Here is a 12,670-nt window from a genome sequence, read left to right on the forward strand (position 1 = left end):
TCGTCTCGGACTACGAGATGCGCGAGACCGACGGGTTCGAACTGCTCGAAACCGTCCGCGAGCGACACGGCGACCTCCCGTTCGTGCTGTTCACCGGCGCGGGGTCGGAGGCGGTCGCCAGCGAGGCGGTCTCCGCGGGCGTCGACGAGTACGTCTGTAAGGGGGCGGGCGACGACCCGTACGCGCAGCTCGCGGCCGCCATCGACCGGCTCGCCTCGCGGACGCGGGGCGAGCGCCGGGTCGCCGAGCACTTGGACCGCGTCTCCGACGCGTTCTGCGAGGTCGACCGCGACTGGCGGGTGACGTACCTCAACGACCGCGCGGCGGAGCTGATCGACCTCGACGCCGCCGACCTCTTGGGAGAGCGGCTCTGGGACCTGTTTCCCGGAACGGTCGGCAGCGACGGCGAGGCGACCCTCCGGGAGGCCGCCGAGACCGGCGAGCCGGTGCGCTTCGAACAGCACGTCGACCGGCTCGGCGCGGACCTCGTCGTGAACGCCTACCCCGCCCGTGACGGGGTCGCGCTGTACCTCCGCGACGTGACCGAGCGGAAGGAGCGCGAGCGGAAGCTCCACGAGCTATCCGAGCGACTCCAGTTGGCTATCGAGGGCGCGGACGTCGGCGTCTGGGACTGGAACGTCGAGACGGACGAGGTGCGGTTCGACGAGCGGTGGGCGTCGATGCTGGGCCACGACACCGAGGAGCTCGCGTTCGACCTGTCGACGTGGGAGGAGCGGGTCCACCCGGACGACATCGACGCCGCGTGGCGCGCCATCGAGGCGCACTTCGACGGCGAGACCGACCTCTATCAGTCCGACTTCCGGATGCGGACGAAGTCCGGCGAGTGGCGGTGGATCCGCGACCGCGGCCGCGTCGTCGAGTGGGACGAGGGCGGCGACCCGCTCCGCGCGGTCGGGATCCACATCGACGTCACCGAGGAGAAGGAGCGCGAGCGCGACCTCGAACGGTACCGACGGCTCGTCAACGAGCTGCCCGACTCCGTCTGCGTGTACGACGCCGACGGGCGGTTCACGCTCGTCAACGACCGCCTCGCCGACGTGTACGACACCACCCCCGACCGGCTCGTCGGACGGGAGAGCCGCCTCGGCGACCGGCTCCGCGAGACGACCGGAGACGACCCGTTCGCGGCGCTCGTCGATGGCGACCGCGACTCGATCACGGGAACGACGGACCTCGAGCTCCCCACCGGGGAGATGATCGTCGACTACGACCTCACCCGGCTCGTCATCGACGGGGAGTTCGACGGCGTGCTCTGTATCGCCCGGGACGTGACCGAGGAGCGACGTCGGCAGCGGCGGCTCGAACGCACCTCGGCCCGGCTGGAGGCGCTGTTCGAGCGCTCCCCGGACATGATCGACATCCACGACGAGGGGGGCGAGATCGTCGACGTGAACCGGTCGATGACCCAGGAGCTCGGCTACGACCGCGACGAGGTCGTCGGCATGGACGTCTGGGACGTCGACACCCAGCTCGACCCCGACGAGGGGAAGCGGCTCTGGCAGGGCCTCGAGATGGACGAGACGGTCCGGGTAGAGACGACGTTCTCCCGCGCCGACGGGAGCTCGTTCCCCGCCGAAGTCCACGTCAGGCGGATCGACGTTCAGGGCGAAGACCGGTTCCTCGCGAGCAGCCGGGACGTCTCGGAGCGCAAGGCGTACGAGCGCCGGATCGAACGCGAGAACGAGCGGCTCGACGAGTTCGCCTCCATCGTGTCACACGACCTCCGGAACCCGCTCAACGTCCTCTCGGGGTACCTCCGGCTCGCCCGCGAGACCGGGGACGACTCGTACTTCGACCGCTGCGAGCGCGCGCTCGACGAGATGGAGCGCCTGATCGAGGACGTGCTGACGCTCGCCAAACAGGGCGAGGCGGTCGGCTCGTTCGAGCCTGTTCACCTCGGCGAGCTGGCCGCCCGGTACAGCGACGACGCGTTCGAGTCGGCCGACGGCGGCGACCCCTTCGGCGGCGACGACACCGGGGGAGAGCCCCGCGTCGCGGTCGCGGTCGAGGCCGACGGCGAGATCTGTGCCGACCCCGGGCGGGTCGGCCAGCTGCTCGGGAACCTGTTCCGAAACGCCGACGAACACGGCGGGGAGCGCGTCGTCGTCGGCGACCTCCCGGACGGCTTCTACGTCGCGGACGACGGGCCCGGGATCGACGCGGACCACCGCGACGAGGTGTTCGAGAGCGGCTATACCACCTCGGAGACCGGCACCGGGTTCGGGCTCTCCATCGTCCAGCGCATCGCCGAGGCGCACGGCTGGGAGGTCGCGGTGACGGAGGGCGAGCGCGGCGGCGCTCGGTTCGAGTTCACCGGCGTCGACCGGCCGGCGTCTGCCCCGGAGGCCGTCGAGTCGCAGGACTGAGCGTTCGGCGCGCGAAAAGAGTTCTGACGGCGTCGGCCCGGCTCAGAACGCGCCGGTGTAGACGCTGACGTCGGCGTACAGCTCCTCGCGGAGCGCACTGTGGACGTGACAGATCCCCTCGGCGCGCTCGGCGACATCGGCGGCGGTCTCGTCGTCGAGGTCGGCCTCGACGTGGACGTCGAAGGCGATCGACTCGAGGTCGTCGTGGTCGTCGAGTTCGGCGCTGGCGTCGATCTGGATCTTCCCGAGCTCCTCCTCGCCGCGCTGGCTGCCGCCGACGCGGAACGCCGGGAGGTAACAGGAGGCGTAGGTGGCGACGAGCGTCGCGTTCGGGTTCGGCCCCGTCTCGTCGGTCGCGTCGATCTGGAGGTCGAACTCGCCGACCTGACTCGTGCTGGCGTATCCCGATTCGGAAACCGTAGATGTCTCGATGTCTGCCATGTTCGTCTTCCGGTTCGGTCTCGCGAGGATAAAGCTTACCGGCATCGGGACGGCGAAGCCGCCGCGACCGGTCGGCCGGCCTCAGTCGTCGTCGGACGCGTCGGCCCCCAGTCCGGTTGCGCCTCGGAGATCGGCCTCGATCGCCTCCAACGTCCGGCCGTTCGTCTCGGGCACGGTGCGGTAGGTGAAAAGCAGCGCGACGACGCTACACGCGCCGAACAGCCAGAACGTCGTCGGAGTCCCGAGGCCGTCGAGCAGCACGGGGAACGACAGCGCCACCACGAGGTTCGCGAGCCAGTTGGCGACGGTCACCAGCCCCATCGCGCTTCCGCGGACGGCGAGCGGATAGATCTCGGATATCAGCAGCCAGAACACCGGTCCGAGTCCGATCGCGAAGGACGCGACGAACGAGACGAGCGTGAGCGTCGCCAGCCACCCCATTCCGCCCGTCGGGTCCGCGAACTGGAACACGAGGCCGGCGACGGTGAGCGAACCGATCATCCCCCCGGTCCCGACGAGCAGGAGGGGTCGCCGCCCGACGCGGTCGACGAGGAGGATCGCGACCACGGTCATGACGACGTTGACGGTCCCGATGGCGACCGAGGCGAGGATGGACTGCGAGCTACCGAACGCGGTCGACTCCAAGATCGTCGGCGCGTAGTACATCACCGCGTTGATTCCGGTGATCTGCTGGAAGACCGCGAGGCCGAGGCCGACGATCAGCGCCGGGCGCATCCACGGGCTGAGCAGGTCGCGGACCCCGTTTCCGGACTGCGTCTCGACGGTCGCCTCGATCTCCGACAGCTCCGAGTCGATCTCGCCCTCGCGCGTGCGGCGGAGGACCGCGCGGGCCTCGTCGGTCCGCCCCTGCTCGTAGAGCCACCGCGGGCTCTCGGGCATCCGGGACATTCCCGCGGCGAGCACGACGGCGGGGACCATCCCCGCGCCGAGCATGACCCGCCACGACCCGGAGCCAGAGAAGGCGTAGTTGACGAAGTACGAGGAGAGGATCCCCGCGGTGACCATCAGCTGGTTCAGCGAGGTGAGCCCCCCGCGGACGGCGGGGGGCGCGATCTCGGAGATGTACAGCGGGCCGACGATCGACGCGAACCCGATGGCGATCCCGTCGATCATCCGCCCCGCGACGAGCACCTCGACGGTCGGCGCGACCGCCATGAGGAACGAGCCGAGAAAGAACACCCCGGCCGACAGCAGGATGAACCGCTTGCGGCCGATCCGGTCGGACAGTTGCCCGCCGACGGCCGCGCCGGCCGCCGCGCCGACCATCGCGCCGCTGACGACGATCCCCTCCACCAAGGGACTCAACTCGAAGGTGGTGTCGATGAAGAGGATGGCTCCGGAGATGATCCCCGTGTCGAACCCGAACAGGAGTCCGTTGAGCGCCGCGAGCGCGGAGACGACGTACACGAAGCGTCCGCCGTCACCCCGGATCACGGCCCGCATATCGGCGGTTGACATGGTGTGCCGATCCGGCGCTAACCATCTTTTATTTAGAAAGCTTCTGATTTATTATTAATTTACGTATATTCAATATATCTATGCCGGAGCAGCGCGACGGAATCTACGCTCGAAGAGATTATATTTATTCGGATCCGAATAGCATTTTATATCCGGTCCGCCGCGGGGTCGGGACTCGCGGCGCGGCAACGGAACGCCGAACGCGGGCTCGAGACGGGGATCACACGCGGACGTCGCGCTCCGCGAACGCGCCGTCGCCTCGCGAAAAAAGCCCGGTCGCCGCCCCGTCGCCGAGGGCACGGAACGCCCCTCGCGCTACTCCAACGTGTACGTCTCGTCGCCGTCCAAGACGACCGGTTCCGCGGCGGCTCCGGCGGCTTTCACCTCGTTGACGAACTCGCGCGTCTCGATCTCGATCGGTCCGAAGGTGTCGTAGTGCATCGGGAAGACGACGTCGGCCCCCACCCAGTCGGCGGCGATTCCAGCGCCCGCGGGCCCCATCGTGAAGTGGTCGCCGGCGGGCAGGGCGGCGGCGTCCGGCTCGAGGTACGGCGCGATCACGTCGACCATCTCGGACATCAGCCCCGTGTCTCCGGCGTGGTAGAAGGTGGTACAGTCGGCGTCCGACTCCTGCGTCGGCTTCTTGTCGCCGATCACGAACCCGGTCGGCATGCCGCCGGCGTAGTCGGGGTCGTTCTCGATGCCGTTCGAGTGGTCCGCGCGGACCATCGTCACCCACGCGTCGCCGCACTCGACGGTGCCGCCGATGTTCATGCCGCCGGCCGGGACGGTGTTCTCGAGGCCGAAGTGCTCTTCGACGTACGCGGTCAGCTCCGGGGTGGCGACCACGGTGGCGTCCTCGAACTCGCCCGCGTCGGCGATGTGGTCCCCGTGCCCGTGAGTCAGAAGCAGGTAGTCGGGGTCGAGCGCCGCGGGGTCGACCTCGGTCTTCGGGTTGTCGAAGAACGGGTCGATGAGCAGCTCCGTATCGTCGACGACGACGTGCCACGTGGAGTGGCCGTGCCAGGTGAGTTCCATAGTCCGTTCCGTACGTCTCGACGCGGCGTAATAAAACTCGACGCCGCGCAAGCCGTCGCCCGACGGCGAAAGCAATTAACAGGGCCGAGCGCGAACTTCGGGCGAATGCCCTCCCAGACAAGCGAGCCCGGCGGTCCAGCCGCGTGTCCGGCCTGCGACGAGGCCGTCCCGGCCGGGGCGAGCTTCTGCCCCGGCTGCGGTGCCGACGTCGGCGACCCCTCCGGTCCGAGCTACTGCTCCGAGTGCGGCGAGCGGTTCGACGACGACGACCGGTTCTGTTCGAACTGCGGCGCGTCGCGCTCGGGCGGCGACCCCGTCGACGCCGCGCGGTCGACCGGCCCGGCCGAGCGGTCGAGCGGGGCGGGGCGGTCCCCGTCGCGCTCGGCGACCCCGCGGGAGAGTTCGCCCGCGTTCCGCCGCCGAGTCCAAGACCACCTCGACGCCGGGTGGGACATCGAACGAGACGACGGCGACCGCGTCGTCATCGTCGACAGAGGGATCGGCTCCGTCGGGGTCCACGTCCTCCTGTTCGTCTTCACCAGCGGCATCGGGAACCTGTTGTACGGCTGGTGGCACTACTCCAAGCTGGCCGAGCGCCGGCGGCTCGTGCGCGGCGACGAGACACCCGCGCGCGCCCCGTCGCGCGTCAAAGAGTCCGGCCGAGTAGAGACGGCCACCGCGTACGTCCTGACAGCGCTCCTGCTGCTTATCGGCGGGTGGATCGTCTTCTTCGCGGGGACGACCGGCTCCCCGCCCGCCGCCCTGATCGGCCTCGCGTTCGCCGGGCTCGGGCTGGGCACGGCCCCGCCGGTCAGGCGACGGCTCGACCGCCGGCACGGGGTCACCGCGTTCGGCCGTCAGAAGACGGTCGACCACCGGATCGTTCGGCCGCCGGAGTCCGTCGACGACCCCTGCGTCGTCTGCGGCGAGGCGTTCGAGCGCGGCCTCGTCAGGCGGCGGCGGGACGAGACGGTCGTCGCCGGCGTCCCGGTTCGGACGCACTCGATCCGGCACAATCACTACTGCGTCGACTGCGCGCGCTCGGAGGTGTTCGGCGACCGCGGCGACGCCCCGTCGCTCGACGACCTCTCTGCGGACGGAACCGCGGTCGACGGCGACTCGGCGACCGACGACTCCGACGACGGCGAGCGGGTCACCGAGACGACCGAGTGAGTCGACGGGGCGCGACCGTCTCGGTCGCCGATTGCCTCTCCGCGAACGCTTTTCCGGTCGCCCTCCGATCGGTCCCGTATGTACCGCGCACGGTTCCGCGACCCGGCCGGATCGATCCGCGAGGGCGAGTACGACCCGGAGGCCGACACGGTCGCCTTCGGCGGCGAGGAGTACGCGCTCTCGGACCCCGCGATCGACGTGCTCGCGCCGACCGAGCCCTCGAAGATCGTCTGTATCGGCCGCAACTACGCCGACCACGCCGCCGAACTCGGCAACGACGTGCCGGACCGCCCCCTGCTCTTCCTCAAGCCGCCGAACGCGGTGGCGAGCCACGGCGACACCGTGACCGTCCCGGCCGGCAAAGACCGGATCGACTGGGAGGCGGAGTTCGCGGTCGTGATCGGCGAGCAGTGTAAGGCGGTCGACGCCGCCGACGCGATGGACGTCGTCGCCGGATTCACGTGTCTGAACGACGTGTCGAACCGCGACGACCAGGACCGCGAGCAGAACTGGGTGCGCGGAAAGGCGTTCGACGGTGCGGCGCCCCTCGGGCCGGTCCTCGCGACGCCCGACGAGGTCCCGGCGGACGCGAGCGTCGAGCTCCGCGTCAACGGCGAGACGAAGCAGTCGAGCGACCGCGAGCACATGATCTTCGACGTGCCGACGCTGATCGAGGAGATCACGACGTACCTCACGCTCGAACCCGGCGACGTCATCGCCACGGGGACGCCCGAGGGGGTCGGCGCGCTCGCCGACGGCGACACCGTCGAGGTCGAGATCGAGGGCGTCGGCACGCTGGAACACGACGTTCGCGTGCCCTGAAACGCCCGACCGATCGATTCCGCCGTTTCCTGCCGTTCGGTACCACACCTCGTTTCCGGTGAACGCTTATGTGTGAGCCGCCGGAGTCGGAGGTATGGAGACCAGTTCGTTCGTCGCCGACTCCTGACGGCACCGCCGCAGCGCGATCCGACGCGGACCAGCCCCATGGGACGCGGAACGGCCGACCCGACGCGGACCGGCCCCATCAGACGCGCCGCCGAGACCACACGCGGAGCGAGACGCTCCCCTCTCCGGGCCGACGCGAGCGCCCGACCGAATGTCACGAGACGACGACGCGACGAACGAACGCGACGCATCGAGCGGACCAGACGCACGCGAGACCGAGACCCCGCACGCCGACGCGACCCGGGCCGTGGTCGCGGCGCGGTCCGACGGCGACCGGCCGGACACGACGGAGGTCCGCGAGCTGGCCGCCGCGGCCGGCTACGCGGTCGTCGGCGAGGTCATCCAGCGGCGGCGCGAGGACCCGACCTACGACCTCGGGCGCGGGAAGGCCGAGGAGCTGATGCGGCTCGCGGCCGACACGGACGCGGACGCGGTCGTCTACGACGGGGGACTCTCCCCGGGGCAGACGTTCTCCCTCGGCGACCTGCTGCCGACCGGGACCGCGGTCGTCGACCGCCCGCGGCTGGTCCTGGAGCTGTTCGCCGACGCCGCCGACTCGCGGGCCGCGGACCGACAGCTAGAGCTGGCGCGGCTCCGGTACGAGCTGCCGCGGCTCAGAGAGGCGGTCGCCCGCGACGCGAGCGAGGACGTGCGCCTCCGGCCGGAGGGCGACAGCCGCGTCCTCGACGTCGAGAAGCGGATCGAGACGGCCGAACGCGCGCTCGACGAGATCGCCGACGACCGGGCGGCGCGCCGCGCCGAACGCCGCGACGCCGGGTTCGACCTGATCGCCCTCGCGGGCTACACCAACGCCGGGAAGTCGACGCTGGCCCGCCGGCTCGCGGACGAGGTCGACGACCCCGACTTCGACGGGGAGGCTCCCGCTCGCCCCGCGGAGCGTGCCGACACAGCCGCGAGGGACCCGGCGGACGACGCCGGACCGCTCGCGGTCGCCGACCGCCCGTTCGAGACGCTCTCGACGACGACGCGCCGCGCGACCGTCGGCGGCCGGCGCACCCTGCTTACCGACACCGTCGGGTTCCTCGACGGACTGCCGCACGAGTCGGTGCGCTCGTTCCGCGCGACGATCGACGCGATCCGGGCCGCCGACTGCGCGCTGCTCGTCGTCGACGCGAGCGACGACCCCGCCGACCTCCGTCGGAAGCTCCGCGCGTCGCTGTCGGCGATCGAGGCGACCGACGGCCCGGTGATCCCCGTCCTGTCGAAGGCGGACGGGGTCGACGCGGACGGCCTCGGGGCCGCTGTCGAGGCGTACGAGGCCGCCGTCGCCGACCTCGACCCGCGGGACGCGCCCGTCGTCGACGCGCTCCGGTCGCCGATCCCGGTGAGCGCCCGAGACGAGTCGGGGCTCGCCGACCTCGCGGACGCGGTGGCGGACGCGCTCCCGACGGCGACCGCGACCGTCGAGGTCGCGAACGGTGGCGACGCGCAGGCCGCGCTCTCGTGGGCGTACGACCGGAGCGTCGTCACGGACGTCGAGTACGCCGGTGAGACCATCGCCGTCGATCTGGCGGGGCGGCCCGACGTCGTCGCCGAGGCGGAGCGGCGGCTGCGCGGCGCGGGTTCGTCGCCGTGACCGCCTCCGACCCGGCGGCGTCGTAACCGACCCCGGCCCGGTACGCCGTGACCGGCGTCCGTCAAGACCACCCTTAAGCCCGACCGCCCCCGACTTCCGGGCATGCGACCACGGGATCTCTCCGATCACTCGCCGTACGTGCCCGGGCGGGGCGTCGAGGAGGTCGCCCGCGAGCGCGGGATCGACCCCGACGACCTCATCAAACTCTCCTCGAACGAGAACCCGCACGGCCCGAGCCCGGCGGCCGTCGAAGCGATCCGCGACCACGCCGACCGGGTGAACCAGTACCCGAAGTCCTCGCACACGGACCTCACCGCGAGGATCGCCGAGAAGTGGGGGATCGGGGACGAGCAGGTGTGGGTCTCCCCCGGTGCCGACGGCTCGATCGACTACCTCTCTCGAGCCGCGCTTGAGCCGGGCGACGAGGTGCTGGTGCCGAGTCCGGGCTTCGCGTACTACGCGATGTCCTCGCGGTACCACCACGGCGAGGTGACCGAGTACGAACTCTCGACCGCCGACGGCTTCGCGCAGGACGCGGAGACGGTGCTGTCCGCCTACGGGGGCGAGCGGATCGTCTACGTCACCTCCCCGCACAACCCCTCGGGATCGACGATGCCGCTCGACGAGGTCGAGGCGGTCGCGGACGCGACCGCGCCGGAGACGCTGGTCGTCGTCGACGAGGCGTACGGCGAGTTCTCCGACGTCGACAGCGCGATCCCGCTCGCCGACGAGCGCGACGACGTGGCGGTCCTCCGCACCTTCTCGAAGGCGTACGGCCTCGCCGGACTCCGGATCGGCTACAGCGTCGTCCCCGAGGCGTGGGGCGAGGCGTACGCCCGCGTCAACACCCCGTTCGCGGCGAACGAACTCGCCTGCCGGGCCGCCCTCGCCGCGCTCGACGACGACGACCACGTCGAGCAGTCGATCGAGTCCGCGCGCTGGGCCCGGGAGTACATCGCGGACGAACTCGACGCCCCCACCGTCGACTCCGCCGGCAACTTCGTCCTCGCCGCGGTCGGCGACGGCGAGCGCGTCGCGGAGGCGGCGCAGGAGCGCGGCGTGATCATCCGCGACTGTACCTCGTTCGGGCTGCCGGAACACGTCCGGATCTCGACGGGGACCCGCGAGGAGACCCGCGAGGCGGTCGACCTGCTCAACGAGACGCTGGCGGACCTCGGACTCGGTGTTCGGGCGTGACGGCGGGGGACGAGTCCCCGGACGACGCCGACGCCGAGGCAGGCGACGGTTCCGAGGGCGGCGATAGCCCCGACCGCGGCCCCGCCGAGCGCGTCGCGGTCACGGGCACGCCCGGAACCGGCAAGACGACCGCGACGGCGCTGCTCGAAGGCGAATACAACGTGATCCACCTCAACGACCGGATCAAGTCCGACGACGACCTCTGGACCGAGCGCGACGACGGCCGCGACACGCTCGTCGCCGACCTCGACGCGGTCCGCGAGGACCTCGGCGACTGGTCGGGGATCCTCGACTCCCACCTCGCGCACCGGTTCGACGCCGACCGCGTCGTCGTGTTGCGGTGTCACCCCGAGACGATCGAGTCCCGCCTCGAAGCGCGCGGCGAGTCGACCGAAACGGCCGCCGAGAACGCCGAGAGCGAGGCGCTCGACGTGATCCTCTCCGAGGCGGTCGCCGAGCACGGCGCGGGGAACGTCTACGAGGTGGACGCCACCGACCGCGACCCCGAGGCGGTCGCCGACGCGATCCGGGCGGCGGCGGAGGGGGAGCGCGAGCCGAGCGCCGGCACCGTGGACTTCATCGATTATATATGAGCCGGTCGAGACGGTCGAGACGGTAGATGACCCTCGACCAGTACCGTTCGGTGGCGGACCGCCTGCTCGGCCCGTGGGTGTCCGCGGCCGACAGGCTCGGCCTCTCGCCGGACCAGGTGAGCGTGATCGCCTTCCTCGTCGCGGTCGCGGCCGCCGGGGCGTTCGCCGCGGGGTCGCCGTCCCTCTACGCGGCCGGCGCGCTGCTCGTCCTCCTCAACGGGTGGCTCGACGTCGTCGACGGGGCGCTCGCGCGCCACCAGGGGATCGCCTCCGACGGCGGCGACTTCCTCGACCACGTCCTCGACCGCTACGCCGACGTGGCGGTCATCGCGGGGCTCACGGCCGGGGTCGAGGCGTACGCGCTCGGCTTCGCCGCGGTCACCGGCGTCCTCCTCACCTCCTACCTCGGCACCCAGATCCAGGCGGTCGGCATCGGCCGCGAGTACGGGGGCCTCCTCGGCCGGGCCGACCGGCTCGCGCTGATCGGCGTCGTGGGCGTCGTCGCCGCAGTCTACTCCGCACCGATCGTCGCCGGGCTGAACGTCGTCGGGCTCCTGCTCGCGCTGTTCGCCGTCGTCGGGCATCTGACCGCAGTCCAGCGGTTCCTCGGCGCGTGGAGCGACCTCTGAGCGTCGGGGTCACCGACCGCCCGGCGGCCTCATCGCCGGACCGCGAGCACGGGTGCGTCCGCGCGACGGACGACCTCGTCCGTGATGCTGCCGAAGACGATCCGTTCCGCTCCGCTTCGCCCCTTCGTACTCATCACCACGAGGTCGATCGCGTTCCGGTCGACGTAGTCGGTGATCACCCTCGCGGGACTGCCGAACTCGACCGCGACCGTCGTCTCGACCCCGTCTGGTTCGACCTCCGAGACGACCCGCTCGGCCGCCGAGGCGCGCTCGTCACGTCGCTCGTCGAGCGCCGCCCGCTCTCGACCGGCGGTGCCGAGACCGCCGGCGACCTCGACGATGGAGAGGACGTGTATCGACGCGTCGTACCGCTCGGCGTGACTGAACGCGTGTTCCGCGGCGCCGATCGTCGCTTCGCTGCCGTCCGTCGGAAAGAGGATCGTGTCGTACATACTCGTAAGCCGTCGGGGTCCGTTCTCCGTCGTCGGAACCGCGGTGGTCGCGTCACTGCCGCCGGGCGATGAGCACCGCGTCGGCGAGCACGTCGTGGCCGATCGGAACGAGGTGAACGGCCGCGCCGATCGCGAAGACGTGTAGCGTGACGAACGCGCGTAGCGGGCCGAGGCTCCCCGCGAGGAGACCGAGCGTCACCACGCCCGTCGCGGCGTAGACGATCCGCTCTTGCCGCCGTATCTGCGGGCTCTCCCAGTCGTACAGCGCCGTGACGAGATAGCCGATCCCGATCACCGCCAGCCACGGGTGCCAGTACGCGTACCGTACCGCGCCGGACGGGACGACCTCGAGGAGGGCGGCGACGTTGACGAGCGTCGCAGCGAGGTTCAGCCCTCCCCAGACCACCCAGACGCGGTTGCGGCGCACGGTCGGCGTGGTGTAGGTCACGCCGAAGACGACGATCCCGACGGTCAACACGGCCCAGACGCCGACGATCGACTGGATCAATCCGAACGGGGCGAGGCTCGGATCGCGGCTGAACGCCCAGGAGAGCCCCCACCCGATCACTCCCTCGAAGAACCCGAACAACAGCAGCCCGTCTCCCGGGAGCGGGGGCGACAGCAGCCGCCGGAAGTACAGCGTCAACGCGGTTCGCGAGCGGCGTAGTCGATCGGACCAGTCCGTCGTCTCACCGGGCATACGATCGCTCCCTCCCGATTCGACGGTGGCCGACTC

At 71.0% G+C, this 12,670-nt stretch carries 12 protein-coding genes; 7 read left to right on the forward strand and 5 right to left on the reverse strand.

The window, feature by feature from the left end:
• On the forward strand, positions 1 to 2,387 hold a 2,387-nt coding region (locus C464_RS10225), incomplete at its 5' end, for a PAS domain-containing sensor histidine kinase (protein ID WP_006113620.1).
• Positions 2,388 to 2,429: 42 nt separating this feature from the next.
• Here the strand turns inward: C464_RS10225 and C464_RS10230 are convergent.
• The 3 genes from C464_RS10230 to C464_RS10240 all read right to left on the reverse strand — a co-directional run bounded on the left by C464_RS10230 (position 2,430) and on the right by C464_RS10240 (position 5,345).
• Positions 2,430 to 2,828 (reverse strand): OsmC family protein, encoded by a 399-nt coding sequence (locus C464_RS10230; protein ID WP_006113621.1) that lies wholly within the window; start codon positions 2,826 to 2,828, stop codon positions 2,430 to 2,432.
• An 81-nt stretch (positions 2,829 to 2,909) separates the two neighbouring features.
• The gene (locus C464_RS10235; protein WP_049911059.1) at positions 2,910 to 4,307 is read right to left on the reverse strand and encodes a sugar porter family MFS transporter; all 1,398 of its coding nucleotides are present in this window, start codon (positions 4,305 to 4,307) and stop codon (positions 2,910 to 2,912) included.
• Between the two features lie 315 nt (positions 4,308 to 4,622).
• A complete protein-coding gene (locus C464_RS10240) occupies positions 4,623 to 5,345 on the reverse strand; it encodes a metal-dependent hydrolase (RefSeq protein ID WP_006113623.1) in 723 nt (240 codons plus the stop codon).
• A gap of 105 nt (positions 5,346 to 5,450) precedes the next feature.
• Here C464_RS10240 and C464_RS10245 point away from each other — a divergent pair, with 105 nt between their 5' ends.
• The 6 genes from C464_RS10245 (at position 5,451) to C464_RS10270 (ending at position 11,482) form a co-directional block, all read left to right on the forward strand.
• Positions 5,451 to 6,518 (forward strand): zinc-ribbon domain-containing protein, encoded by a 1,068-nt coding sequence (locus tag C464_RS10245; protein WP_006113624.1) that lies wholly within the window; start codon positions 5,451 to 5,453, stop codon positions 6,516 to 6,518.
• A 78-nt stretch (positions 6,519 to 6,596) separates the two neighbouring features.
• The gene (locus tag C464_RS10250; RefSeq protein ID WP_006113625.1) at positions 6,597 to 7,340 is read left to right on the forward strand and encodes a fumarylacetoacetate hydrolase family protein; all 744 of its coding nucleotides are present in this window, start codon (positions 6,597 to 6,599) and stop codon (positions 7,338 to 7,340) included.
• 277 nt (positions 7,341 to 7,617) lie between these two features.
• Complete coding sequence (locus C464_RS10255; RefSeq protein ID WP_006113626.1) at positions 7,618 to 9,063, forward strand: HflX-like GTP-binding protein; 1,446 nt, start codon at positions 7,618 to 7,620, stop codon at positions 9,061 to 9,063.
• Between the two features lie 102 nt (positions 9,064 to 9,165).
• On the forward strand, positions 9,166 to 10,260 hold the full coding sequence (gene hisC, locus C464_RS10260) for a histidinol-phosphate transaminase (protein WP_006113627.1): 1,095 nt from the start codon (positions 9,166 to 9,168) through the stop codon (positions 10,258 to 10,260).
• Positions 10,257 to 10,853, forward strand: a complete 597-nt coding sequence (locus tag C464_RS10265; protein ID WP_006113628.1) for an adenylate kinase family protein — start codon at positions 10,257 to 10,259, stop codon at positions 10,851 to 10,853. Before hisC ends, C464_RS10265 begins: the two co-directional genes overlap by 4 nt.
• A gap of 26 nt (positions 10,854 to 10,879) precedes the next feature.
• Positions 10,880 to 11,482, forward strand: coding sequence for a CDP-alcohol phosphatidyltransferase family protein (locus C464_RS10270; protein ID WP_006113629.1), 603 nt, complete (start codon positions 10,880 to 10,882; stop codon positions 11,480 to 11,482).
• A 29-nt stretch (positions 11,483 to 11,511) separates the two neighbouring features.
• Here C464_RS10270 and C464_RS10275 read toward each other — a convergent pair whose 3' ends face one another.
• Entirely contained in the window at positions 11,512 to 11,934 is a 423-nt protein-coding gene (locus tag C464_RS10275) for a universal stress protein (protein WP_006113630.1), read from the reverse strand.
• A 52-nt stretch (positions 11,935 to 11,986) separates the two neighbouring features.
• Entirely contained in the window at positions 11,987 to 12,634 is a 648-nt protein-coding gene (locus C464_RS10280; protein ID WP_006113631.1) for a hypothetical protein, read from the reverse strand.
• Between the last annotated feature and the right edge of the window lie 36 nt (positions 12,635 to 12,670).

Source organism: Halorubrum coriense DSM 10284 (assembly GCF_000337035.1).
Taxonomy (GTDB): domain Archaea; phylum Halobacteriota; class Halobacteria; order Halobacteriales; family Haloferacaceae; genus Halorubrum; species Halorubrum coriense.

Bases quoted from the DNA above. Each gene is read 5' to 3' on its own strand.
- C464_RS10230 (WP_006113621.1), bottom strand. From the start codon at position 2,828: ATGGCAGACATCGAGACATCTACGGTTTCCGAATCGGGATACGCCAGC.
- C464_RS10235 (WP_049911059.1), bottom strand. From the start codon at position 4,307: ATGTCAACCGCCGATATGCGGGCCGTGATCCGGGGTGACGGCGGACGC.
- C464_RS10240 (WP_006113623.1), bottom strand. From the start codon at position 5,345: ATGGAACTCACCTGGCACGGCCACTCCACGTGGCACGTCGTCGTCGAC.
- C464_RS10245 (WP_006113624.1), top strand. From the start codon at position 5,451: ATGCCCTCCCAGACAAGCGAGCCCGGCGGTCCAGCCGCGTGTCCGGCC.
- C464_RS10250 (WP_006113625.1), top strand. From the start codon at position 6,597: ATGTACCGCGCACGGTTCCGCGACCCGGCCGGATCGATCCGCGAGGGC.
- C464_RS10255 (WP_006113626.1), top strand. From the start codon at position 7,618: ATGTCACGAGACGACGACGCGACGAACGAACGCGACGCATCGAGCGGA.
- hisC (WP_006113627.1), top strand. From the start codon at position 9,166: ATGCGACCACGGGATCTCTCCGATCACTCGCCGTACGTGCCCGGGCGG.
- C464_RS10270 (WP_006113629.1), top strand. From the start codon at position 10,880: ATGACCCTCGACCAGTACCGTTCGGTGGCGGACCGCCTGCTCGGCCCG.
- C464_RS10275 (WP_006113630.1), bottom strand. From the start codon at position 11,934: ATGTACGACACGATCCTCTTTCCGACGGACGGCAGCGAAGCGACGATC.
- C464_RS10280 (WP_006113631.1), bottom strand. From the start codon at position 12,634: ATGCCCGGTGAGACGACGGACTGGTCCGATCGACTACGCCGCTCGCGA.